Annotated in this window: 25 protein-coding genes, 1 rRNA gene and 1 riboswitch; of the genes, 8 read left to right on the top strand and 18 right to left on the bottom strand. The window is 41.6% G+C overall.

Annotated elements, in window-relative coordinates:
- The 5 genes from A3O17_RS02975 to A3O17_RS02955 all read right to left on the bottom strand — a co-directional run.
- Nucleotides 1–144 (bottom strand): 16S ribosomal RNA (locus A3O17_RS02975); the annotation flags it as partial.
- Nucleotides 145–481: 337 nt separating this feature from the next.
- Nucleotides 482–1,765, bottom strand: a complete 1,284-nt coding sequence (gene serS / locus A3O17_RS02970) for a serine--tRNA ligase (RefSeq protein WP_064212601.1) — start codon at nt 1,763–1,765, stop codon at nt 482–484.
- Nucleotides 1,766–2,065: 300 nt separating this feature from the next.
- The gene (locus A3O17_RS02965) at nt 2,066–3,547 is read right to left on the bottom strand and encodes an amino acid permease (protein WP_064212600.1); all 1,482 of its coding nucleotides are present in this window, start codon (nt 3,545–3,547) and stop codon (nt 2,066–2,068) included.
- A gap of 150 nt (nt 3,548–3,697) precedes the next feature.
- Nucleotides 3,698–3,878, bottom strand: a riboswitch (Lysine riboswitch).
- Between the two features lie 49 nt (nt 3,879–3,927).
- The gene (locus A3O17_RS02960; RefSeq protein ID WP_180752387.1) at nt 3,928–4,734 is read right to left on the bottom strand and encodes a zinc-ribbon domain-containing protein; all 807 of its coding nucleotides are present in this window, start codon (nt 4,732–4,734) and stop codon (nt 3,928–3,930) included.
- Between the two features lie 8 nt (nt 4,735–4,742).
- Nucleotides 4,743–5,642, bottom strand: coding sequence for a LysR family transcriptional regulator (locus tag A3O17_RS02955; RefSeq protein ID WP_064212598.1), 900 nt, complete (start codon nt 5,640–5,642; stop codon nt 4,743–4,745).
- 137 nt (nt 5,643–5,779) lie between these two features.
- Here A3O17_RS02955 and A3O17_RS02950 point away from each other — a divergent pair, with 137 nt between their 5' ends.
- The 3 genes from A3O17_RS02950 to A3O17_RS02940 all read left to right on the top strand — a co-directional run bounded on the left by A3O17_RS02950 (nt 5,780) and on the right by A3O17_RS02940 (nt 8,275).
- Nucleotides 5,780–6,622, top strand: coding sequence for a sulfite exporter TauE/SafE family protein (locus A3O17_RS02950; protein ID WP_404802688.1), 843 nt, complete (start codon nt 5,780–5,782; stop codon nt 6,620–6,622).
- A 7-nt stretch (nt 6,623–6,629) separates the two neighbouring features.
- Nucleotides 6,630–7,001 (top strand): DUF1634 domain-containing protein, encoded by a 372-nt coding sequence (locus tag A3O17_RS02945; RefSeq protein ID WP_057827296.1) that lies wholly within the window; start codon nt 6,630–6,632, stop codon nt 6,999–7,001.
- 113 nt (nt 7,002–7,114) lie between these two features.
- Nucleotides 7,115–8,275, top strand: coding sequence for an LCP family glycopolymer transferase (locus A3O17_RS02940; RefSeq protein WP_064212597.1), 1,161 nt, complete (start codon nt 7,115–7,117; stop codon nt 8,273–8,275).
- 39 nt (nt 8,276–8,314) lie between these two features.
- Here the strand turns inward: A3O17_RS02940 and A3O17_RS02935 are convergent, their stop codons facing one another.
- From A3O17_RS02935 to A3O17_RS02920, 4 genes are all read right to left on the bottom strand, one after another.
- On the bottom strand, nt 8,315–8,791 hold the full coding sequence (locus tag A3O17_RS02935; protein ID WP_057827289.1) for a threonine/serine exporter family protein: 477 nt from the start codon (nt 8,789–8,791) through the stop codon (nt 8,315–8,317).
- 12 nt (nt 8,792–8,803) lie between these two features.
- Nucleotides 8,804–9,547 carry a threonine/serine exporter family protein gene (locus tag A3O17_RS02930; RefSeq protein ID WP_064212596.1) on the bottom strand — a complete coding sequence of 248 codons (744 nt, stop codon included), beginning with the start codon at nt 9,545–9,547 and terminating at the stop codon, nt 8,804–8,806.
- Between the two features lie 82 nt (nt 9,548–9,629).
- On the bottom strand, nt 9,630–10,277 hold the full coding sequence (locus A3O17_RS02925) for a metal-dependent transcriptional regulator (RefSeq protein ID WP_057827287.1): 648 nt from the start codon (nt 10,275–10,277) through the stop codon (nt 9,630–9,632).
- 66 nt (nt 10,278–10,343) lie between these two features.
- A complete protein-coding gene (locus A3O17_RS02920) occupies nt 10,344–11,240 on the bottom strand; it encodes an RluA family pseudouridine synthase (protein ID WP_064212595.1) in 897 nt (298 codons plus the stop codon).
- Between the two features lie 135 nt (nt 11,241–11,375).
- On the opposite strand from A3O17_RS02920, the gene A3O17_RS02915 reads away from it, so the two are divergent.
- A complete protein-coding gene (locus tag A3O17_RS02915) occupies nt 11,376–12,050 on the top strand; it encodes a phosphatase PAP2 family protein (RefSeq protein WP_064212594.1) in 675 nt (224 codons plus the stop codon).
- Between the two features lie 40 nt (nt 12,051–12,090).
- Here the strand turns inward: A3O17_RS02915 and A3O17_RS02910 are convergent, their stop codons facing one another.
- The 7 genes from A3O17_RS02910 to A3O17_RS02880 form a co-directional block, all read right to left on the bottom strand.
- The gene (locus tag A3O17_RS02910; RefSeq protein ID WP_064212593.1) at nt 12,091–12,687 is read right to left on the bottom strand and encodes a hypothetical protein; all 597 of its coding nucleotides are present in this window, start codon (nt 12,685–12,687) and stop codon (nt 12,091–12,093) included.
- A gap of 20 nt (nt 12,688–12,707) precedes the next feature.
- Nucleotides 12,708–13,517, bottom strand: a complete 810-nt coding sequence (locus tag A3O17_RS02905) for an alpha/beta hydrolase (RefSeq protein WP_064212592.1) — start codon at nt 13,515–13,517, stop codon at nt 12,708–12,710.
- Between the two features lie 111 nt (nt 13,518–13,628).
- On the bottom strand, nt 13,629–13,970 hold the full coding sequence (locus A3O17_RS02900) for an AzlD domain-containing protein (protein ID WP_086427346.1): 342 nt from the start codon (nt 13,968–13,970) through the stop codon (nt 13,629–13,631).
- A gap of 21 nt (nt 13,971–13,991) precedes the next feature.
- Nucleotides 13,992–14,735, bottom strand: a complete 744-nt coding sequence (locus A3O17_RS02895; RefSeq protein WP_057827282.1) for an AzlC family ABC transporter permease — start codon at nt 14,733–14,735, stop codon at nt 13,992–13,994.
- A gap of 81 nt (nt 14,736–14,816) precedes the next feature.
- Nucleotides 14,817–16,175, bottom strand: a complete 1,359-nt coding sequence (locus A3O17_RS02890) for a D-alanyl-D-alanine carboxypeptidase family protein (RefSeq protein ID WP_064212591.1) — start codon at nt 16,173–16,175, stop codon at nt 14,817–14,819.
- A gap of 16 nt (nt 16,176–16,191) precedes the next feature.
- Nucleotides 16,192–17,355, bottom strand: a complete 1,164-nt coding sequence (locus A3O17_RS02885; protein ID WP_064212590.1) for a sensor histidine kinase — start codon at nt 17,353–17,355, stop codon at nt 16,192–16,194.
- Between the two features lie 30 nt (nt 17,356–17,385).
- Complete coding sequence (locus A3O17_RS02880) at nt 17,386–18,075, bottom strand: response regulator transcription factor (RefSeq protein WP_064212589.1); 690 nt, start codon at nt 18,073–18,075, stop codon at nt 17,386–17,388.
- Between the two features lie 223 nt (nt 18,076–18,298).
- Between A3O17_RS02880 and A3O17_RS02875 the strand changes: the two genes are divergently transcribed.
- Complete coding sequence (locus tag A3O17_RS02875) at nt 18,299–19,000, top strand: hypothetical protein (RefSeq protein WP_064212588.1); 702 nt, start codon at nt 18,299–18,301, stop codon at nt 18,998–19,000.
- Between the two features lie 50 nt (nt 19,001–19,050).
- Here the strand turns inward: A3O17_RS02875 and A3O17_RS02870 are convergent, their stop codons facing one another.
- Entirely contained in the window at nt 19,051–19,773 is a 723-nt protein-coding gene (locus A3O17_RS02870; RefSeq protein ID WP_064212587.1) for a hypothetical protein, read from the bottom strand.
- 62 nt (nt 19,774–19,835) lie between these two features.
- On the opposite strand from A3O17_RS02870, the gene A3O17_RS02865 reads away from it, so the two are divergent.
- The 3 genes from A3O17_RS02865 to A3O17_RS02855 are packed head-to-tail and all read left to right on the top strand — an operon-like array spanning nt 19,836 to nt 22,445.
- A complete protein-coding gene (locus tag A3O17_RS02865) occupies nt 19,836–20,405 on the top strand; it encodes an ECF transporter S component (protein WP_064208775.1) in 570 nt (189 codons plus the stop codon).
- Nucleotides 20,405–21,796, top strand: coding sequence for an ATP-binding cassette domain-containing protein (locus A3O17_RS02860; RefSeq protein WP_064212586.1), 1,392 nt, complete (start codon nt 20,405–20,407; stop codon nt 21,794–21,796). Before A3O17_RS02865 ends, A3O17_RS02860 begins: the two co-directional genes overlap by 1 nt.
- Nucleotides 21,780–22,445 carry an energy-coupling factor transporter transmembrane component T family protein gene (locus tag A3O17_RS02855; RefSeq protein WP_064212585.1) on the top strand — a complete coding sequence of 222 codons (666 nt, stop codon included), beginning with the start codon at nt 21,780–21,782 and terminating at the stop codon, nt 22,443–22,445. Before A3O17_RS02860 ends, A3O17_RS02855 begins: the two co-directional genes overlap by 17 nt.
- Here the strand turns inward: A3O17_RS02855 and A3O17_RS02850 are convergent.
- Entirely contained in the window at nt 22,410–23,072 is a 663-nt protein-coding gene (locus tag A3O17_RS02850) for a uracil-DNA glycosylase (protein WP_064212584.1), read from the bottom strand. The genes A3O17_RS02855 and A3O17_RS02850 overlap by 36 nt on opposite strands.
- Between the last annotated feature and the right edge of the window lie 73 nt (nt 23,073–23,145).

Below are 23,145 nucleotides of genomic sequence, written 5' to 3'. Positions count from 1 at the left end.
GTTACCCACGTGTTACTCACCCGTCCGCCACTCGAATTTCTTACGGTGAGTGCAAGCACTCGGTGTAAGAAATTCTCGTTCGACTTGCATGTATTAGGCACGCCGCCAGCGTTCGTCCTGAGCCAGGATCAAACTCTCAATTTATAAGTTTGTGACTCGTAATTACTAGCGAATTGACTTCGCAAATGTTATTGCATTCATTTTCATGAATTGCCCTGCACATTTGTGTGTGTCGAAACATTGTTCAGTTTTCAAAGATCTACAACTTTTTGTCAAAAGACAACTGTTTAATAATATCAATTTAATAAATCGATGTCAACCATCTTCATTAAAATAAATTATCAAATCATTCATCTCTTGCGAACATTTACTATATTACTAGCTTCCTTTCTTTTCGTCAATCACTTTTTTTAATTTTTGATAACTTTTTCTTAAACAAAAAAGGTTGAGCCACCAGCTCAACCTTTTAAATAAACGTCAATTACTTGTTGTTTTCTAAAGTGATCTTTTCCATTCCATGCATGTATGGACGCAAGACTTCTGGAATCGTTACACTGCCGTCTTCGTTTTGGTAATTTTCAAGAATTGCAGCGACGGTCCGTCCAACAGCTAATCCCGAGCCATTCAATGTGTGAACGAATTGTAATTTACCATTTTCATCACGGTATTGAATATGTGACCGGCGTGCCTGGAAGTCTTCACAGTTTGAACAGCTTGAAATTTCACGGTATTTGTTTTGCGCAGGCATCCAAACTTCAATATCATGCGTCATCGCAGCACTAAAACTCATATCACCTGATGATAAAGTAATTACGTGATACGGCAATCCTAACTTATCTAAGATATTAGTTGCACACTTCGTCATCTTTTCCAATTCATCATATGAATCTTCCGGTTTCGTAAACTTAACCATTTCAACCTTATTGAATTGGTGCATCCGAATCAATCCCCGAGTATCCCGGCCGGCACTTCCGGCTTCTGAACGGAAGCAAGGAGTTAATGCTGTTAAGTAGACTGGAAGCTTTTCAGTTGGAATGACTTCATCCCGGTAGTAGTTCGTCAATGGAACTTCCGCCGTTGGAATTAACGTCATATCTTCCCCATTAACTTGGTAAACGTCTTCCTTAAATTTCGGGAATTGACTTGTTCCATACATTGAAGCAGCATTCACAATGTATGGCGGCAGAACTTCCGTGAAGCCTTCCTTAGCATGTTCATCAAGCATAAAGTTGTAAACGGCCCGTTCCAACTTTGCCCCAGCTCCTAAATAGTAAACAAACCGAGCACCTGAAACCTTAGCAGCCCGTTCGAAATCTAAAATTCCGAGATCTTCGCCGACATCCCAGTGATTCTTCGGTTCAAAATCAAATTCAGTTGGCTTTCCAACCTTATATAATTCAACACTTTCTGCTTCAGTCAAGCCAACTGGAACCGTTGGATTTGGCAAGTTTGGTAACCGTGATGCAATGTCTTGTTCTTCAGCTTCAACCCGATCTAAATCTTCATCTAAAGCTTTGATTCGCGTTCCAACTTCCCGCATTTTTTCAATTTGAGCAGTTGCATCTTCTTTATTCCGCTTAGCTTTTGCAATTTCAGCTGAAACATCATTCCGTTGTTTCTTTAAGTTTTCAGCTTCAACTAGTAAATCACGCCGTTCCTTATCTTTTTCCAATAAAGCATCAATTTTTTCAGGTTCAACTCCCCGAGTTCCTAAACGTTTCTTATATTCATCGGGATTTTTCCGAATTTGGCGAATATCTAACATTTTAACTTCCTCCGATAATTTTTCTAAAATAATTAAAAAAATAAGCCTTTCATCCACCTATGGGACGAAAGACTTATTCGCGGTACCACCCAACTTTGTTATTTTCCAAATGCATGCAAAATAACACACTCAACTTAATAACGGTCTCCCGTGCAGCATTGCCTGCCCGTCGTTTAGAAAGCTGGAATTTCGGTAACGGTTCGCACCACCCACCGCTTCTCTGTATACCTACTTATGGCGATCCATGACGTTTTAATTATTTCAAATTTATTTTAACCTTTTACCTATAATTAATCAAGTCTAGTGATCTTCAACCAAGGTGTCATCTTCCTCATCAAAATCCTGCTTGATATCCGGCGTTGTTAAATCAACCTCTTCAAGCGGAATCATGTGCGTGTGATGCTTGAACTTGTAATAGAAGAATAAAATCAAGAACAATGGAACTGACATATACGTTACAAGCATTGCCTTCCAATCAAAGTGAGCAACAGCTTGTAAATCTTGACCGATAATCACAAGAATACACATTACTAATGCAAGAATTGGTCCAAACGGGAACCACTTTGCCTTGTATACCAAATCATTGACATCGCGTCCTTGAGCAACATATGCCCGCCGGAACCGGTAATGTGAAATTGCAATTCCAACCCATGCAATAAAACCGGTCAATCCACTGGCAGCAACTAACCATTGATAAATTTGATTTCCAAAAATACTTGTCAGGAATGTCAACAATCCAACAAAAGCCGTTCCAAGCAATGCAGCCATTGGGACTCCGCGCTTATTGACCTTGGCAAAGATCTTCGGGGCATCCCCATCCTGAGCCATCGAATATAACATCCGCGTTGAAGCATACATTCCGGAGTTGGCAGATGATAACACGGATGTCAAAATAACCGCATTCATCACACTGGCAGCGGCGGCTAATCCGGCACGCTTAAAGACTAACGTAAACGGACTGATCGCAATATCCGAAGCACTTGAACCAAGTAAATACTTGCTTGTATACGGAATAATTGCTGCAATTACAAAAATTGATAAAATATAGAACAATAAAATCCGCCAAAAGACTTGCTTAATTGCCTTGGGAACACTTTCTGCCGGATTTTCTGATTCGCCGGCCGTTACCCCAACTAATTCAGTTCCTTGGAATGAGAATCCAGCAACAACGAAAACGCTCAAAACTGCCGGAATTCCACCAACGAACGGAGCTTTCTTATATGTAAAGTTGTGTAAGTACGTTGCCTTGCCGCCAAGGATCCCGAAAATCGTTAAGACCCCAACTGCAAGGAAAATAACGACCGTTACGATCTTGATCAACGATAACCAGTATTCCGTTTCCCCAAACGACTTAACCGAGATCGCATTGATCAAAAATACAAGTAACAGGGCAAATAAACTAAAAACCCATCCCGGAACGTGGGGGAACCAGAACTTCAAAACCAGTGCACACGTTGAAACATCGACTGCGACCGTGATCGCCCAGTTAAACCAATAATTCCAGCCCATTGCAAATCCTAATGCGGGGTCAACAAAGCGCCGCGAGTACGTTGCAAATGATCCCGAAACGGGAAGGTACGTTGCCATTTCACCCAATGAAGTCATTAAGAAATATACCATGACCCCGATTCCGATATAGGCAACGATCGCTCCACCAGGCCCGGCTTGTGAAATTGCCGATCCACTCGCAACAAATAACCCGGTTCCAATACTTCCACCTAACGCGATCATCGACAAGTGTCGAGTCTTCAATGATCGCTTAACTTGATTTTCCTCTGCCATAACTTTAACCTCCTAATATATATCCGGTCAAAGAGCACAGATTCAATCACTACAAAGCAAAATAAAAACGCGCAGCTCGAAGCATGCGCGTTGAAGTTCTACTAAGACTAAAATTTTTAAATTTAAAATTAAAAAATATCATAATAATAGACTTTCGATAGCGCTCCGCAATGTTTTCACTGCGACAGTTCCTAGCCTCTTAAGCTAGACCCCAGCGGTTGACTTCTAAAGCAATCAATCACTTCGGCACCGATTCCTTTCACCTTCAATCCCCATTGCTTTAGCAATTCATGAAGGGTACTGATAAGCAGTGCGACCTCTCTTCGATGTAATTATTATCGCTTTTAATTCTTATTAAATCAAGTCTAATTTACTCTTTTTTAAAATTTATTTTGCCGTTTTTTCCAATCTTCGACATTAAACGTATATGGGTTGTTATCCAATCGCGGTCCCATCATGCAAATAAACCAAATGAAAAATTGAGCGATCGGAATAAACCACAGAATTACAAACCACGCCGGCATTTGGATATCATGCAACCGCCGAATGATCGCGGTCAAGACTCCGAGACGAAAAACGACTGAAATGCCAGCTGAAAGCTTGAACATCGTCTTCATTGTCATTGGAATCTTAAAAAATGGTAGCAATTCAGATAATAGCATGGCAGCAACCATACAAATCAGGAAGAAGCCGAAAAAGCCCCACCAGAAGTCATTGACTCCAAGCCGTTTATTGACTTTGAACATGTCCCGAAAAAACAGTTTCGTTGAGGCAATCAATCCTGGCTTGCCGGTTTCATTTTTTTCTTCTGGCTTGATGACCCGGACCTTGATTCCGGCATCCTGCATCTGCTTCATAAAATTATTCAACGAATCCTGATCATCAAAGTTCGTGTTCATTAATCCCTGAGCAAGTTTTTGTTCAGAAGTTAAATTCAAATTTGAACTTGACGTCGTCTTTTGATCGGCATCGTCGCGTTTAAGGTCTTCATTTAAGTTTAAAATTGCTTGGTCAGTCCCGCAATACGGACAAAAGTTAGCATTGACATAAATATCTTTGCCGCACTTTTTACATTTTTTCGTTTCATAATCCTGATCTGAAAACCGTTTTTGAACTGCTCCGCAAAAGGCACAGCGCCGTTCATTTTCATCGAGCTTATGACCGCATTTTTCACAATAATACGTCATCGTTGTGATCATCCTTTCTCTTTATTTTTAATGGTATCATTTTTGTAACAATTTATAAATTTTGCTAAAACCGGTGAAAGCTGTTGATCAGTTTTCCATACAAGAGCGAGATTCGTCTGCCATGCTTCGTGGCGAACGGGGATCAGTTTGACCTGCGAAGTCGCATACCGTTGAGCACACGTTGCGGGAACCAAGGCAACCCCGACTCCCTTTTCAGCCCACCGAATTCCTGTCCGGGCATCGTCGCATTCAAGCACAAAAGTTGGTTGCAGTCCCCGATGTTCAAAGGAATCTTTGATAATGATCTTAAAGCGCCGGTAGACGATCAGCGGCAAGGTACTCAATTTTTCGATCGAAATGCTTTTCCGTTTAGCCAAATCAGTTGTCAATAAGCGTTCTGGAATAATCGCCATCATCGGTTCAGCCGGAAACATCCGCACTTGAAGACCTTCCCGGTTAAATGGAGTTCGCAAAACCGCCACGTCGATCAAATTCTTATTTAAAAGATCCAATAACTGATAAGTATTTCCTTCGCTTAACTCAAACTTAACTCCCGGGTATGCTTTGATAAGCTCTGCGGCTTGGTCATTTGGTAAGACGCCGCCGCTGGTTGACGTTGCCCCAATTCGAAGCGTCCCTAAAAATCCCTGATCAATATTTTTGACTTTATACTCCGTGATCTTGGTTAAATCAACGATCTGCTTCGCATATTCAGCCAGCGTACTTCCAGCCGGGGTCAGCTGAACTCCATGTGCCGTTCGTTTAAGCAGCTGAACTCCGAGTTCCTTTTCAAGCTGTTTCAGTTGATAACTCAACGGCGGTTGCGCAATGTTAAGCCGTTTAGCTGCGGCTGTAACCTGCTTTTCCTCGGCAACAGCAATAAAATACTCCAATTGTTTTAAATTCATAACTTAGCTCCCTAAATAATTACTCACTATTATCATATACAATTTTTGCATATCTATCACAACAAATAAATATTTTTCTTTATGAAAGTTTAATGTTAGGATTTAAAAGGAAACAAAATGAGAGAAGGAATTTAATTATGCATACAGCATTTTTAATGTTGCTGATTGGTCTTTTTGCCGGGACCATGGGAGCAATTTTAGGAATTGGTGGAGGAATGATCATCACACCAATTATTACTTTAGGGATGGGCCTTCCAATCAAGTATGCGATCGGGGCAAGTATCATTGCCGTAATTGCAACAAGTTCGGGTTCAACCATTGCGTTTTTGAAAGATGATGTGTTGAACTTACGGGTCGCAATGTTCCTTGAACTTGCTACCAGTATCGGCGCCATTGTTGGGGCCCTTTTAACCGGGGTCTTCAATCCGGCGATCCTTTACTTCTTATTCGGATGCTTGCTTTTATTTGCAAGCTGGAACATGGTTCATAAATTACGTTCTGGAAAAGAGGTCCTTCACCGGGCAACGCCAGACAAACTGGCTGAAAAATTAAAACTGAATAACTCATATTATGACAAGAACCTTCACAAACAAGTCGATTACGAAGTTGAAAATGTTCCTGGTGGGATGACGATCATGTTCGGTGCCGGTCTTGCATCCGGTCTGCTCGGAATCGGTTCAGGAGCCTTTAAAGTCATGGCTCTTGATAATGTAATGAAGATGCCGTTAAAGCCATCAAGTGCAACAAGTAACTTAATGATGGGCGTTACCGCCGCTGCAAGTGCAACGATCTATTTCTTTAACGGCTCAATTCGGCCAGATATCGCGGTTCCATTGTCACTGGGAATCATTGTCGGTGCCGCTCTCGGAAGCCGAATCATGCAACACATGCCTTCAAGATGGTTGCGGATCATCTTCGTTCCAATTTTGGCATACTTAGGATTACAAATGGCATTCAAAGCGTTTGGGGTGACGATTTAAGATGAAAATGGATAAAAGAACCCAAGAAGAAATGAACCACATGGAAATCATTATCGGGAAGATCATGCGAGTCGGCGTTGCAACCGCTGCAGTCGTAATGCTGATTGGCTACATTTTAATGGTAGTTAAACACTCAACTGGATACCCTGGTGGAACATTTCCAACAACATTAACGGCGATTTGCCAAGGAATTATTCAGTTAAAACCATATGCAATTATGATGGGCGGAATCTTCTTATTAATCTTGACCCCCGCATTGCGGGTTGCAACTTCGATCTACACGTTCTTTAAGGAACACGATAAGTTGTATACGATCGTAACCACCGCCGTTTTAGTAATCTTACTGATTAGTTTCTTCCTTGGCCATGCTGACCATTAAAATCAATATTCATGATATAATGAGGTCAAATTGATTCTAGTAGATTATTTTGACTTTGCAATCATTCAAGGTCGTTAAATGCGACCTTATTTTTTTATGAGGGAGGAACCCTTATGAGTTTACATCGCTCACAACATGAAGAATTTGAAAACCAACCTGATGAGTTGGAGCGCGAAGAAATGATTTCGCGTCCCCGAAGAAAATCACGCAAAAAAATAATTTTCTTTTGGATTTTACTGATCTTAGTAATTGTACTCGGAATTGGTGGGCATGTGCTACACGAACACTACTTAAATGCCCGAAAAGCGGCCGATTCCGTTTATGCCCCGAACAGCGTTAAAAAGCAGCGCGATGTTGACCGGTTGCTTAAAGAAGGCAAGCCGATTTCAATTCTGCTGATGGGAACCGATACCGGGGCGCTTGGACGGTCATTTAAAGGACGGACTGATACAATGATGGTCTGCGTTTTAAACCCAAAAGATAAAACCATGACCCTTGTGAGTCTGCCGCGCGATGCCCTGGTTGCAATCAACGGTTATGAACAGTACTATCCAAGTAAATTAAACTCGGCATATGCTTACGGCGGCTCAGCAACGGCGGTCAAAACCGTTCAAAAATACCTCAACGTTCCGATCGACTTTTACGCCACGATCAACATGGGCGGTCTGGAAGGATTAATCAATGCTGTTGGCGGCGTTGATATTAAGCCATTGCTGTCGTTTTCGTTTGCCGGATACAATTTTGTGAAAGGTAAAAAGACCCATATGGATGGAACTGAAGCCTTACAATATTGCCGGATGCGTGATCAAGATCCATTAGGAGATTACGGACGCCAAAACCGGCAACGGCAAGTTATCATGGCCCTGGCGTTTAAGGGAGTTCAATTAACCAGTTTGTTAAACGATGACTTCTTGAATTCGTTATCGAAACAGTTACGCACTGACTTGTCCTTTAACAACATGGTCTCTTTGAACATGAAATACCGGGTAGCAACTCACCACATGAAATCAACCCACCTTCAAGGAACAACCCAGGTAATCGGTGAAGCTGATTTTGAAGTTGCAAGCCGGAAAAATAAACAGGAAATTACGGATGTCTTACGAAAAGCCCTTGATTTACCCCATGCTGAAACTGGCGATACTTTGAAAGGCACTGACCTTGAATCGCCAAATCAGCTTGAAGGGACCGGAACCGGAAATTCGAATGATACGACCACTTCAACCGGTCAGACATACCAAACATATCAAACACCTCAATATCAAGGACAATATTAAAAAAGGTTGCGGCTTGAACCGCAACCTTTTTTTGCTTTCTCAAACTGCCTTATTCTTCACCGATCCCTTGATTCGGTAATACATCCGCGTAATCATTTCGGCAAGGAAAAAGCCCATTGCAATTGCCCCAGCAATCATTGCAACTTGTACCAGGTAATGCAAAGCAATGCTGTTCCTTCCAAACGCAAAGTTATAAATTGCCTTATACGATTGACTTCCTGGGACAAGGGGAACCATCCCCGGAACGTTAAACAAAATCATCGGCATCTTTTTGACCCGCGCCATAATAGCTGCTCCGAGCCCAACAACTAACGCCCCGCTTAAGTTAGCAAGCATCGTTCCTAAATGAGCATGAAAAATCAAAATATATGTCATCCATCCTAAACTGCCGACTGCTCCGCATCCTAACAGCGCATTATGCGGGATGTTGATCAAAATTCCAAATCCCATCGTTGCAATGTAGCTAAAAAGGAAATGCACCAGCAAGCCATCCCCCGTAATTGGTAAAATGTTCATTCAATCAACCCCCTAACTAAACCGTAAGACCAGCGCGATTCCCATTCCAAGCGCACATGCAGTGATCAACCCTTCGATCATCCGCGATGCACCACTTAAAATATGACCTGCAAGCAGATCACGGACTGCATTGGTCAATAACACCCCTGGAACTAAAGGCATGATCCCCCCGGTAATGATCATCCCCATATTGATTCCCCAATGGGCTTTAACAGCACTTACCCCGCAAATTCCAATTACCATTGCCGCAATGAATTCGCTGGCAAATTCCGTTCTAAAAAATCGATTCAAGATCACGTAACTGGCATATCCTAACGCGGCAATTCCCATCGTTAAAAGCATATCTGACCACCGACCACCATAAACGACTTCCAACGTTCCGCCGATCAAGGCCGACGCAATCACCTTTAAAACGGGACGAAAATCAGGAGTGGATTCATCCAAAATTACTAACCGATCATACATTTGCTGCAACGTCAATTTTTTCGCTTGAAATGCCCGGGAAGCATCATTGACCCGTGAGATTCGCTCAAGGTCGATTCGCCGTTTGTCAATTGATTCAACCTGGGAATTTTCGCCGCCTTGAATCGACATCATGATCCCCGTTGTCGTTTCAAAAATCCGCGGGCTTTGAATTCCTGCATTCCGCGCGATCCGTTGTAAGGTATCATCGACCCGGGCCATATCAGCTCCATTTTCGATCATGATCTTCCCAGCCAATAAGACCGTATCAATAATTAAGTTTGCATCCTCCATCCTTTTCACCTCGTTACTTTCCACAGAATAAAACGATGAGGCATGACCATCGTCAGTGCCTCATTCGGAGTTTAATTCATTTTTATTTAACAAAAATATAGTGGGCTGCTTTATAGCCGATTCCCATTTTTTCACCGGTCTCTTCCACTTCAATTTCAATCGGTCCTTCAAATGGTTTGTGGGCCAAAACCTTAATTCGCTCACCCAATTTTAATTTAACCCCTGCTAAGTACGTCAATAAATCATGATTATCAATAAAGCGATCAACTTCAACGGTTGATCCGTCCGGAACATCCATCAAAATATCATGGCTATCTTCTTCATAATCGCCGTTTTTATCCGGAATAACGCCACCGTGCGGGCACCGTTGCGGATGACCTAAAAATTCATCTAGATGATCCATTAAATTCCCGCTTGTGGCGTGTTCAAGCACTTCAGCATCTTCATGAACATCCTGTAATGAATAGTTCAATTTTGTAACCAAAAAGGTTTCCCACAAACGATGCCGCCGAATCAACTCTTCGGCAATCTGCACCCCATTCGCAGTTAATGAAATTCCCCCGTAAGGTTCATGGTGAACTAACCCCTCTTTCACCAACTTACGCACCATTTCCGTTACTGATCCGGCTGCAACATTCAAACTCATTGAAATCTGCTTGTTTGAGACTTTCTTTTTCCGACCGCCTAGTTCAAAGATAATTTTTAAATAGTCTTCTTTTTTAGGTGTCATTGATTTCACCTCATTTTTTTAATTCGCATTCATTATATCAGAAACGGGCTTAATTTAAAGCCCCAATTAAGCCTGATTTTTTCGTAAATGAATTAATGCTTTCTGGAAATCATCCGGCAATGGCGCATTAAAACTTTCAGGCTGATCAGTAAACGGATTGACTAACTCTAAATGGGCTGCGTGCAGCATTTGCCGGTGAATTAATTGCGTCGGTCCGCCATAAAGTTCATCACCGATCAACGGAAATCCCAGATGGGCAAAGTGTGCGCGAATTTGATGTGTGCGCCCGGTATGTAACCGCACCTTGATCATCGTCGCGTCTTCAAAACGTTCTTGGACCCAATATTCAGTTTGCGAAGGTTTTCCATCTGAAGCGACGATTCGACGGGCACTTTCATAGCTTTCTTTTTTTAAAGGAAGATCGATCATTCCGTGATCATCTGGAAGACGGCCACTCACCACCGCAAGATACTCCTTTTTCATTGTGTGATTGGTGATCTGATCCTGAACCATGCTTTGGATGAAATTGCTTTTAGCAAACAGAACAACCCCACTGGTATCAAAGTCCAACCGGGTCAAAATATGCGGGACATATGGTTGGGATTGCGTTTGGGCATATCCCAATGCCCGGTTTGCCAAAGTCGTTGTTGAATTTGCCGGTCCCGGAACACTTGTCGTTTGCGCGTCCTTATTCAGTGCTAAGAAATACTGATCTTCCGTAATGATTTCGATTGGCAACGTACTTTGAGCAACGTTCGGATCCGGTTGTTCCGGTTTCAGGTCCAAAATCAAGGTTGCTTCGCCATCGATTTTTGTCCGTTCAGTGATCAGCTTTTTCTGATAAAGAATCCGCCCTGCGCCTTGGCGAATCTTCTTTAATGTTCTTCCGCTAATTCCGTTTTGCCGCAAAATTTTCCCAGCAGCTTCCTTTTTTGAATCAGTTTTGTGAATAAGATATTGCATTTTCCCTGTCCTTTGATTTGATTATTTTTATCATAATTTAAAAAATCATAAAAAAACAACTTTAATTAACAAAAATCCAGTGAGATAATGGTAAGATATTAAATGTAATTTTATTATTAATTGAGGTGAAACTTCTTGGACCTGAAAGAAAACAAAAACCGACCGATTTTAGCAACGGTCTATGCAATCATCTTTTTAATCCTTCTTTTATTGGTCAAATTAAACAGTCCAATTGTCCATGGGATCGATCATATTGTTCAGTCAATTGTTTTTTCATTCACTAATGAACATTTAACGGTTTTAATAAGTATTCTCACTAATTTTGGTTCGCCAGTTGTTTCGTTGATCCTTGCGTGCTTAGTATTGGCATTTGTCTTTTTCAAACGCGAATACGCTGCTGCAATCTGGGGATTTGGAACGTTGATCATTGGAAACGGTTTGGCATGGGTCTTTAAACACATCGCTGCCCGGCCGCGTCCAGCGCTTGCCCAACGGCTTGCTCCTGCGCACGGTTATAGTTTCCCAAGCGGCCACGTTTTTGGAACAACGTTATTCGTTCTTCTTTTACTTACGCTGATCGTTCCGCGAATCAAGAACCACACGACCCAATCAGTGATCCGCGTTCTTGCAGTTATCTGGGTAATTTTCATTATGCTTTCACGCATTTACTTACGGGTTCACTATCCAACTGACACATTCGGCAGTTTGTTACTAGCTGGCGCAGTTTGGGAATTTGCCGTAATGGTTTGGATCAAGTTTTTCAAACAAAAAGTTGATGTTGCTAATTCTGAAGGTCGGCACTTTCAATAATTAAGTAAACAAAAATGGTTGTGATGATTCACAACCATTTTTATTTATGTTCTGATTTTACTGGATAAGCCGGGGCAAGAAACCGGTCATTTTCATGTTTCAAATGTTTAGCCTTTGCCAAGATCGAATCGTAATATCGTTCATTGATTTCGCGATATTTAAGAATCGAAGTCAGTAATGTATTTGACTTGGCATAGTTTCCTTCTTCGTTGCACTCAACCGCTTCATCATACAATTTTTCAAATGATGCAAGCTGATTTTGCGCTTCTTCAATTTCAGTCGCATATGCACTCGAACGCCGAACCAAAACATTTAAACCGTGATCTGCGTCAGCGACTTGATCAAAAAACTTTTTGGCCTGATCATAGTTTCGCTGATTTAAAGCAGATTTGGCTTTCATATACAAATCAAGCTGTTTGATATTCCGCTCAGCCTGCGGGTCATCCTGCTTTCGCTTGGCCGCATTCTGAAAGCTGATCTTTGCAGCCTGGTACTCACATTTTTTTGTTTGGGTAATTCCCCGTTCCATTGCTTGTTCATATTCCTTTTGGACTTCAACGTTTTTCGTAAACCCGAAGCCGATAAAAACAACCGCAAGAAGAATAACTCCTAATCCAATCAGAACTTTTCTTCGCAATTCAATTTCCCCACTTTAAATTAAAAGTTTTCGTGAAGCCATGTTTCCAACAATTCTGGCCAAACTTGCAACGTTGGAACAATTTGAGCATCCTTGTTCGCTGTTTCCTTGGTTGCTAAACTGTGACCGTGTTGACCGTGTGGAAAGACGTGGAATTCAAAGTTAACACCGTTCTTCCGCAAAGCTTCAACCATCATTAAGCTGTTTTCCATTGGAACCGTGGTGTCTTCAGTTGTTGTCCAAATAAATGCCATTGGAGTATCCTTTGAAACATGCTTTTGAAGAGATAACTTTTCGCGTTCTTCTGGCGTTGCATCTTCGCCCAACAAGTGATCGAATGAACCTTGGTGGCCAAATTGTTGATCAGCTGTAACAACTGAATAACCCATGATCAAGCCGTTTGGTTTAACATCTTCCGGATTGAAGCCAAGGTCTTTGATTGTTTGTGAGTTCCACATTGTTGCGAGCATTCCTGCTAAGTGACCCCCAGCAGATGTTCCCATCACAATGATCTTATTTGGATCAACGTGCCATTGAGCAGCGTTATCACGGACCATTTTAACGGCCGTTGCTAATTGAGCTAATTGGGCTGGATGGTGAACTGGCATGCATGAATAGTTCAAAACAAATGCTTGAGCACCCATTCCTAAAAGCTTTACGGCAATTGGTTCCCCTTCACGTTCAGAAACCATCTTGTAACCGCCACCGGGGCAAATAATAACGGCTGGCCGAACCCGGTTTTCATCGATTTCTGGTGAATTATCTAAAACATATCCTGTTAATTCTGCATCTTCAAATGATGTCTTAATTTTTTCCTTTAAATATTGCATCGCGATTAAACCTTTCTATCTGAAATCTACTTCAATTATACAACAAAAGTCACTGAATTATTGAATCTGACCTCTTCAATCATTCAGTGACTTTTAAGTTTCAATATGTAATTATCCTGGAATTACCATTGACAATAAGGCAACCGCTGCGAGTCCTAGCACAACTGAAAGCCCCATTGACCGTGACTTGTATGCAACAACCATTACGATGACCGCTGCAAGTAATTTGGCCAAATGACCAAATCCGATAAACGTATAGTGCGATGTATTAATGAAAATATCCTTCACGACTAATGCGGTAAACAGCGAAACCGGAACATACTTCATCCATTCATTGAACCATTCCGGGATTTTCCGTGTTGTAAAAAATTTCATTGGCAATAGTCGTGGTCCTAACGCAACCAACATTGATAAGATGATCAAAATAAAATGATCTGTACTCGACATATGCATAGCAAACTCTCCTACCTAAAATCACTGCTTATTCGGCTTGATGTTCTTCAACAAGAACCCTTTCTCACGACCATGTTTGCGTAAGTAATTTTCAATCGCAAACCCTGTCAATGAGGCAATGATGGTTGCAACAACCAGCCCCATCGTACTCTTAAGCAAGCACATAAAAATGACTGCCAAAACAGCTGAAAAAGCACTGATCAAAATCGTGAGTTTATTCCGAATCTGCATCACAATCATGTACAAGAATAACGATGTTAACGCAAAATCAACAATTTCCAAGTTGATCTTCGGTAACATTCCACCAACTAAACTGCCGATTACATTTGCAACCGTCCATGATAAAAGAGAATAGTGTTCAACCATCATCGCATCATTCGGTGACCACTCTTTATCAGTTGCAAACTTCAAATAGTTAACCGCATAGTTTTCGTCGTTCAACGAAATTGCAAAGAAGTAAATAAATTTCTTACTTGTTCCTTGAACATATTGTGACAAACTTGACCCTAACAATGCATACCGCAATTCAAGGAAGAATAACATGAATAAAATCGTATGCATTGGAGCATTTGCAGTTAACATCGACGCAATCAAGAACTGCGCCCCACCTGAGAAAACGAGCATTGACGCTAAGCCCGTCAAGATCGTATTAAAACCAGCTGCATGCAGAAGGACTCCACATGCAAGACCGATTGGAATGTAACTTAGGCAAAGCGGAAGTGCTACTTTGAGTACTTCCAACCAGCGTGGTTGTTCTTTAGTCACAACATACCTCCATTTATAAAAAAGTACCTATATTTTGAGTATAACATACTTCGAACAATATCCGCACTTAATAACTCATGACTAAAAGAGGTTGGTTACCCACCGCCATGCAATCTCAAAGATATTCGCCTTTTTAATGGCGGCCGTTGTTTGGGCATTAACCGCGCACTTCGTTCCGTTTACAGTTTCAAGGTTTTGCCCATCAACCGTAAACTTCATCGTCCCAACCGTTTCATGGTTCGATAATGGAGCGGCAAGCGCATTGCCTTTCTTGTTAAGCAGACTCTTCTTCACGTTAACCTTGACTGCGACATTGTTAGCTTTCGTCCCCTTCTTTAACCAGAGACCTTCAGCCGATGCATTCGCAACTTTCACATTGACCTGTTTTCCATGATATACAGGTAAAGCGGCTGTCTTTTGGCCCTTCTTCAAGGTTACGTAATTGTATGTATGATAAATGTACGACATTAGTTTTTGAGTCTGAACAAACCGGGCCGGGTCAGAGTCGTTTTTGTGTGATGCGCCTAAAACAACCGTAATGATCCGGTGACCGTCTTTATTCGTTGTTCCAACGAAGCAAGCTCCCGCAGCATCGGATGTCCCGGTCTTAAGCCCATCAACTGGTAGTAAGGTGTATGAACATTGACCGCCTGGAAGCATCCAGTTCCAGTTCTTCATTTGGACTTGCTGATTACCAGTATTAAAGTTCATTTCCTTCACACTTGAAGTCTTGACGATTTCTGGATATTCTTGCAAAAGTTTCATTGAAATCAAGGCCATATCCTTGGCTGAAAACTTATTTTCGGCATTCGGTGAAACTCCCGGATAAGCATCGCTCTTCATTAATTTATTCGTTAATCCGTTGCAGGTATAGATTTGCGCGTCATTGATTCCAAGTTTCTTGGCTTCCTGCCGCATCATGTTAACAAATTTCTTTTGGCTTCCGGCAACTGCTTGAGCAAGCGCCATCGCTGCTCCGTTAGCTGAATAAATCAAGGTTGCCTGGTAAAGAGCTTTTACCGAATACTGTTTGCCCTGTTCAAGCGGAACATTGCTCAAAGAAGTATCCTGACTGACAGCGCAGACATTATTCGATGGCTTAACCATTTGATTCCATGAAAGTTTTCCATCTTGAATGGCTTGGATAACGATGTACAGTGTCAATAACTTCGACAATGAAGCAACTGGAACTGATCGGTCAGCGTTTTGCTGGTACAAAATCTGCCCCGTTTTTTCATCGATTGCAATCGCTGATTTAACGTCCAAATGCAAGCCCTGCGTCTGCTGAGCAGTCTTGGTCTTTGATGAAGCAGTTGCTGCTGAACTCGCCGTCGCCGAAGAGCTTGCAGCTTGAACCGCCGCTGCTCCGCCCGCAGCAAACACCGTTACTGCCGTTACTAATCCAATTAAAACTTTCTGTATTTTCTTCATTAAATGCATTTTCTAATCTCCAATACTAGTCAAGTTCTTCAACTTTTTCCTCTTTTGTCGGTTGTTCAACCGGGAAGCGCATGACAAAAGTTGTCAGGTGATTATTCGATTCAACCTTGATCGTTCCATGATGCAATTCAACAATGCGCTGGGTAATCGCTAATCCTAATCCAGTTCCACCGGTCTTTTGATTACGCGATTTTTCAACCCGGTAAAAGCGTTCGAAAACTTGCGGCAATGAATCATGCGGAATCGGCTCGCCATCATTTGAAACTTGAACCTCAATTTCATCATCATTCATTCGCCGGGCTGAAAGGTAAATATTTTTGCCACCTTTACCGTACTTCAACGCATTCGTGATCAAATTATTAAAAATCCGGGCAAACTTTTCCGGATCAGCTTCAAGCTTCAAATCCCCGTCAGGCATTTTAGTTGAAATTGCCATTCCTTTTTCTTTAGCTTCCAGCTCAAAACTTGCTTCGAGCTGTTCAAAAAGCGACATCAAAGAAACCGTCATTAAATTCAACGGCGTATCTGCCTGACGGACCTTTGTATATTCAAATAAATCATTGACCAGCGACTTCATTTGGTTTGATTTGACAAATGCAATGTGGGCAAACTTGATCAAATCTTCTTCTGACTGATATTGTTTATTCTCAATCAGTCCTAAATATCCAATAATTGAAGTCAATGGCGTTCGAATATCATGACTGACATTCGTGATCAGCTCATCCTTTGATTTCTCAATTCGCCGTTCCTCTTTCATTGACTCAACGGTGCTATCAACCAAAGCATTAATACTTTCAACTACCCGCTGCATTGATCCGTTGAGGACAAATGGAATCCGGTGGTCAAAATGACCTGACGCAATGTAATGTAATTCAGAAATCACGTGATAAAGCTGAATTTGACGATATTGGTGGACGATCCGCCAATACAGAATAAAACTGTCAAAAACAGTTGCAATGAACACAAAAAGCAATCCCCAGTTACCGAATTTAACGGTATTCGGTCCCAATGTAAGCGACATTTTAATATCAAAAATTCCGCTCGTGATTCCGGGAATATGCCGTGTCCACTCATTCAGTAAAATATAAATTGCGAAATCGGCTGCTAACAACAAAACAAGGGTAAACAGGATCTCCAAAAGGAGTTCGCGTTTTTCCTTGGAGGTCATCTTCAACTTCATTGTTGTTCGCCTTCTTCGCGCTCCCTATTTCTAACGTGTTTCAATTTTATAACCTACACCCCATACTGTTTGAATAACTTTCTCACCGTTTGTTGCTTCTTCGATCTTATCGCGCAAGTGACTCACGTGAACCATAACCGTTTTTGCTGAAACAACTGATTCTTGTTGCCATACCCGTTCAAAAATCTCGTCAGCTGAAAAGACGCGGTTCGGATGACTTGCAAGCAAGTACAAAATTCCAAATTCAAGTGCTGTTAATTGAATTGGTTTGCCGGTTGAAGTCATCACTTCATGTGAATCCTTTTTGATAATAAGCGGCCCAATTTCAATTTGGTCTGGTTCTTCGTTGCGAACATCATGTTGTGACCGCCGGAGCAACGACTTGACCCGTGCCATTACTTCCAATGGGTTAAATGGCTTCGTGACATAATCATCAGCCCCTTGGATCAATCCTTGGATCTTATCAAGATCGTCGGTTTTGGCTGAAAGGATCAAGACCGGAATTTGTGAATCTTTCCGGACTTCGCGTAAAACAGCTAAGCCGTCCATTTGCGGCATCATGATATCCAAAATCATCAATCCAATATCGGGGTTTGTATTGAGCTTTGTGATTGCTTCTTTGCCGTTGTAAGCTTTTTCTACATCGTACCCCTCATTTGTAATGTAAATGCTCATCAATTCGACAATATCCTTATCATCATCAACAACTAAGATCTTCATATAGCATCTTTCTCCTATTCTGTAGTATCCAATCATCCATTTCTAGATGGCATGACTGTCAAATAACCTAGTCTACTCTATTCATTTTAACAAAAAATTTAACTAAACGAAAAATTAATATCGAATTTCATTAAATATTCTTATTTTTCTTTAAATTTATATTTTCCAAAATTTCAAAATTATCATAAAATAGAGGTATAAAACTTTGAAGGAGGATCACTTGATGTTAGTCAAAGACTTTATCGATAACACGTTAACATCAGACAATTTTAATAAAATGGTTGTCAACTTGATCGGCCACTTTGGAACAATGGTCCGTGAGATCGAACACAACCGTCCAGAATTCAGCCAAATCATGGAACGGAAATTACTTTGGACAGATGACAACGCCCTTTTAGGTGCCAAGGACTTCCCTGCAAAATACAACGCTGAATATGGAATGTACTTCTCAACCGAAGCTTACGAAGACAATCCAACATTTCTTGCATTCAAAGAAAAGTTGAGCCAATTCCAAGAAGCAGTCAAGGCATTACCTGCTGAAATCAGCAAAGAAGATGAAGGGTTGATCGAAACTTCAACGTTGCGGAACCTTTTCCCAGTTGAAAAAGAAGATGGCAAAGTTCAAATGCCACGCATCTACGTCTCAAAGGACGGAAATGTTCAAATCTTAACGGAAGAAAATTACGGTTTCAACGGTAAACGCGACCTTGATTTTTACGACATGTTCAACACTGGCGTATACTCATTTGAAGAAGTTGCTTACTATGAATTGAATAAGGAAGACGGCAATTCACTTGAAACAGCTGATTTGAGAGACTGTGATTGTGATACGATCCTGGGTCACTTATTAGTCTTCATGGTTCGTTACGGTTACACCGCAGCTGACTTTGAAAACTTTGTTGAAAACTTCGATATCATCGGCTAATTGATCAATTAAACTACGTTAAAAAGACGCGGAAAATTTCCACGTCTTTTTTATTTCACAAGCCAAACCTGATCATTAATAAAATCAAACGGGCGATGATGCTGATTAAGCTGATCGATCAGCTGCAACCGTGCATTTTGCCAAAACTTTGCCGAATTGGTTGCGCCATTGCGTTCACCAATCACGATCAAGTTCCCTTGAAAGTGATTTTGGCGCAAAAATTGCAAAACTTGCCAATCAACATCCCCACTATCCGGCGCCCAGGCCATAATGATATTATCCACATGTGAATAATATTTTCGAACCGCGGTAACCGCATCCAATTTTTCCACTGCCGTCCACGGACATGGTCGCTCATTATCTTGGCCTTGCCAATCAAGGTTATCCGTTGCAATTGTATTTTTCAAGTTCGCACTAATTACCGCATTGCCCGCCATGATCTCCAAATTACATGAATTGGGACCGCAAAAAGCTTGCAGATCATTGATCCAAAGCTGATTGCAAACATGCCAAATTCCAAAATTTTCAATCAGTACCTGTCTTAAATTTTCAAATTGCGGGGAAACATCCATTAGTTGCGGATATCCAATCAAATTGTCAAAAATCAGATCCGTTGAAAGTTCCAATTCTGTTAATTCAACATTTGGTAATTGCCGCTGTTGATAAGCGCTGATCGTTGCTAAAATCTGATCACATTTTTCCACAACCGGCGTTAATTTAAGAAAATTTTGCCGAATTGCTTGAATTTGTTTCACATAATTATCAAGCTCCATTGTGATTTCACCTGCCATTATCCGGTATAATTAAATTATATCAAAGAAATGAAGTGAATCTTATGCAGTTACCCACAGTTAATCCCCATAAACAACATTGGACAGTTCATGATGTGATTTTGCTTTCCCTGATCGCGATCTTCTTTGGATTGATCTATCAGGGATGGAATTACGTTTATTACTTACTTGCGGCAACACCATTAAAACCGTATGCTAACGATTTGACCCTTGGTGTTTGGTTAATGGCCGGCCCGGTTTCTGCCCTATTATTAAAAAAACGCAATGCTTGTCTGATTGGCGAGTTGCTAGCTGCGATTTTAGAAATGTTTATTTTCTCAAGTTGGGGCGTTGCGACGATCATTTCGGGATTAATTCAAGGACTGGGCTCAGAATGCGGATTTGCCCTTACCGGATATCGTCATTTTGACCGCTTCGGCTTATTTTTATCCACAATTACGGCGACCCTGATCACTTTCGGGTGGGATCTTTTTCAAAGCGGTTATCTGCACTATCCCCTGCACATGTTGATCATCTTATTGTTTCTGCGCTTCATTTCAATCGGAACTTTTGCCGGATTCATGGTCGCGGCAATTCAGAAACTACTTATTAAAACAAAGGTGGTGACTGCATAATGGATCTTGAAATTCAAAACATGACCTTTGCCTATCCCCAACAACCGTCATTGCTGGAAAATGTTACTTATCATTTTCCAACTCGCGGATTAACGGTCATTGGCGGACAAAATGGCAGCGGAAAATCAACCCTTCTGCAATTGCTAGCAGGGATTCTTTCACCATCATTCGGGAAAGTTCAACTGAATCAGCAAGATGCAGCCTTAATTGTTCCCGCGGCCCGGATTCAGCATCTGGCATACCTTCCGCAAAATACCCGCCACTTTTTTACGTTTAAAACCGGGCGGGAACAGCTGACCTTTATGCTTGAAAATCTTCAAACGCCAAGGGACCAAATTCCAGAAATTATCCATCAAATCATCAGTGAAAATTCATTGGAGGCCCTTATTGACCAGCCGGTAACAACGCTTTCCGGTGGCGAATTGCAGCAGATGGCGCTTGCGATGATCTTCAGTCTTGATCCTGAATATCTGCTTTTGGATGAACCGTTTGCGAACCTGGACCGCGACCACCAACTTTGGCTTATCCACATGTTAAAAAATAAAAAAAATAACACTGCAATCATTGTGACGGATCATCAATTACAATATTATCAAGATTTAGCTGATAACTGGCTCACTGTTACCGCACAAAAATTACAACCGTTCCGCCCCGAATTTCAAAATTCGCGGGCTGTTTCACGTGTAACCGCAACCTTGCCGGCTTCAACACCGTCCCGAATTCAGTGGCACAAATTAACGTTTAGTCAGTCCGGGCGGCCACTCGTTACCGAAAGTACCTTTAAGTTACCTCAGGGAATGGTTGGATTGTTAGCTGGCAAAAACGGAAGCGGCAAGTCGACCCTTTTGAATGTGCTTACCAAACAACACCCGTATTCCGGTCAAATCACCTATGATCAGCAAAATGAACAACGGGCCAACGTCCGGAAATGGATCCGGCAAATTACCCTCGGTTTCCAAAATAGCGAAGATCAATTTATCAAAGCAACGGTGCGCAAAGAACTGCAAAGTGCACAACAGGCTTCGCATCACCCGGACTTTTGGACAGATTCGCAAATTAGCTCATGGATTCAAAGACTTAACTTGCAAGATATCCTTAATGAAAGTCCATATTTTATTTCCGGCGGCCAGCAAAAGAAAGTCCAGCTTCTGACCTTAGCGATCATCAGCAGTCCCGTAATTTTGCTTGACGAGATCTTAACCGGCCTTGACCGCGCCTCCGTTGCGCTTGCATGGAAACTAATCGAAACGCTTAAGCAACTTGGATGTGGAATCTTGATCATCGATCATCAATTTCAATCGCTCACCCATTATGACTATGTTCTTGAAATTCATAACTTGCAGCTTCAACCTTTACCGAAAGGAGAGTCATTAAATGAAATCAACCGCTAACCCCCGTCTTAATCCGACGATTGCCGTTTTATTAATGCTGGTTCTCGGACTAATTTTGACGTTTGCTTCGAAAATTTGGTTAAACGTTGTTATCTTCATTGGATGTTTACTATATCTTGCGGTTTGTCGGGTTTCTTTTAAAAAAATCGGGATCGCCTTTTTGATCGCGTTTCCGTTTGCCCTTGGAAGCTGGTTATCATTTGTTTCATTTAGTCATTCATATCCAAGTGCCTGGCTGTATGCGACCCGGATCTATACTTATTTCTCATTGGGCGCCCTCGTTACCCTTTGTTATTCTTTGAAAACAGTCCTTTTAAGTCTGCATCAGCATTTTCACCTTTCAAACACATTTGTTTACGGGATTCTCGCTGCAGTCGGCATGGTTCAGAATGTAAAGACTCAAATCAAAAAAATTCGGATTGCCGCCAATATGCATAACCAAACGCTGAATTGGTGGAATCCGATGCTTTACTTAAAAATTATTGTTAGTTGTTTAAATTGGTCAGATAACCTTGCCGTTGCAATGACCCTTCAAGGATTTTCCAACGATTATCCCCGCACCGAAACTTATCACGATTCGATTTCAATTTTTCAGTGGGGCCTCTTAATTCTTTTAGTCTTGATTTGCGGCGGACTGGCGTTTTTTTAATACCTGATCGATCAAGTGCCAGTCCTTTTCAATTTCAGGGGCTAATTTTCGGTTATAAAAAACTGCTGCGGGATGGAATGTTGAAATCACCGTATATTCCCGATCAGATAAAATATAGCCGTCTCCCGTTGCATTTAACTGCTGGATTGGCTGGCGGAATACTTGACCGTGATGGGTCCCAACGTTGAATTTAGGCCCTAAAATGCGCTGCAAACTCGTATTGCCAACCGTCACAATGACTTCCGGATCAACCTGATTTAATTCCCAGTCAAAAAGTGGGGCATAGGCTAACACTTCTTTTTTCGTTGGTGTCCGGTTCGGCGTTTTTGTTTCAATTTCACCAGTCTTTTTATTCTTAACTTTTTTAACTGAGTACGGGCGACTACGAACAACACTTGTAATGTAAACATCATCCCGCGTCAGTCCGGTAATCGCTAATGACTTCATCAATTCCTGCCCGGACTGTCCAGAAAACGGAATATGGGCCGTAATTTCCTTTCTTCCGGGAGCTTCACCAACGATCATCAACGGCGGATTGATTTTTCCCTGACCGGATAAAAAGCCTTCAAGCCGATAACCAGCTGCCCGTTGCTTTACCCGTGCTACTAATTCTTCAGGATATTTCATTTTAACCTCTTAAAACACAAAAAGCCTGTCAGGCGACAATCACCCAACAGACTTAATTGTCTAACTTTCAATT

The organism is Ligilactobacillus aviarius, assembly GCF_001654615.1.
Taxonomy (GTDB): Bacteria; Bacillota; Bacilli; order Lactobacillales; family Lactobacillaceae; genus Ligilactobacillus; species Ligilactobacillus aviarius_B.
This window is presented reverse-complemented; position numbering and strand designations above follow the sequence as displayed.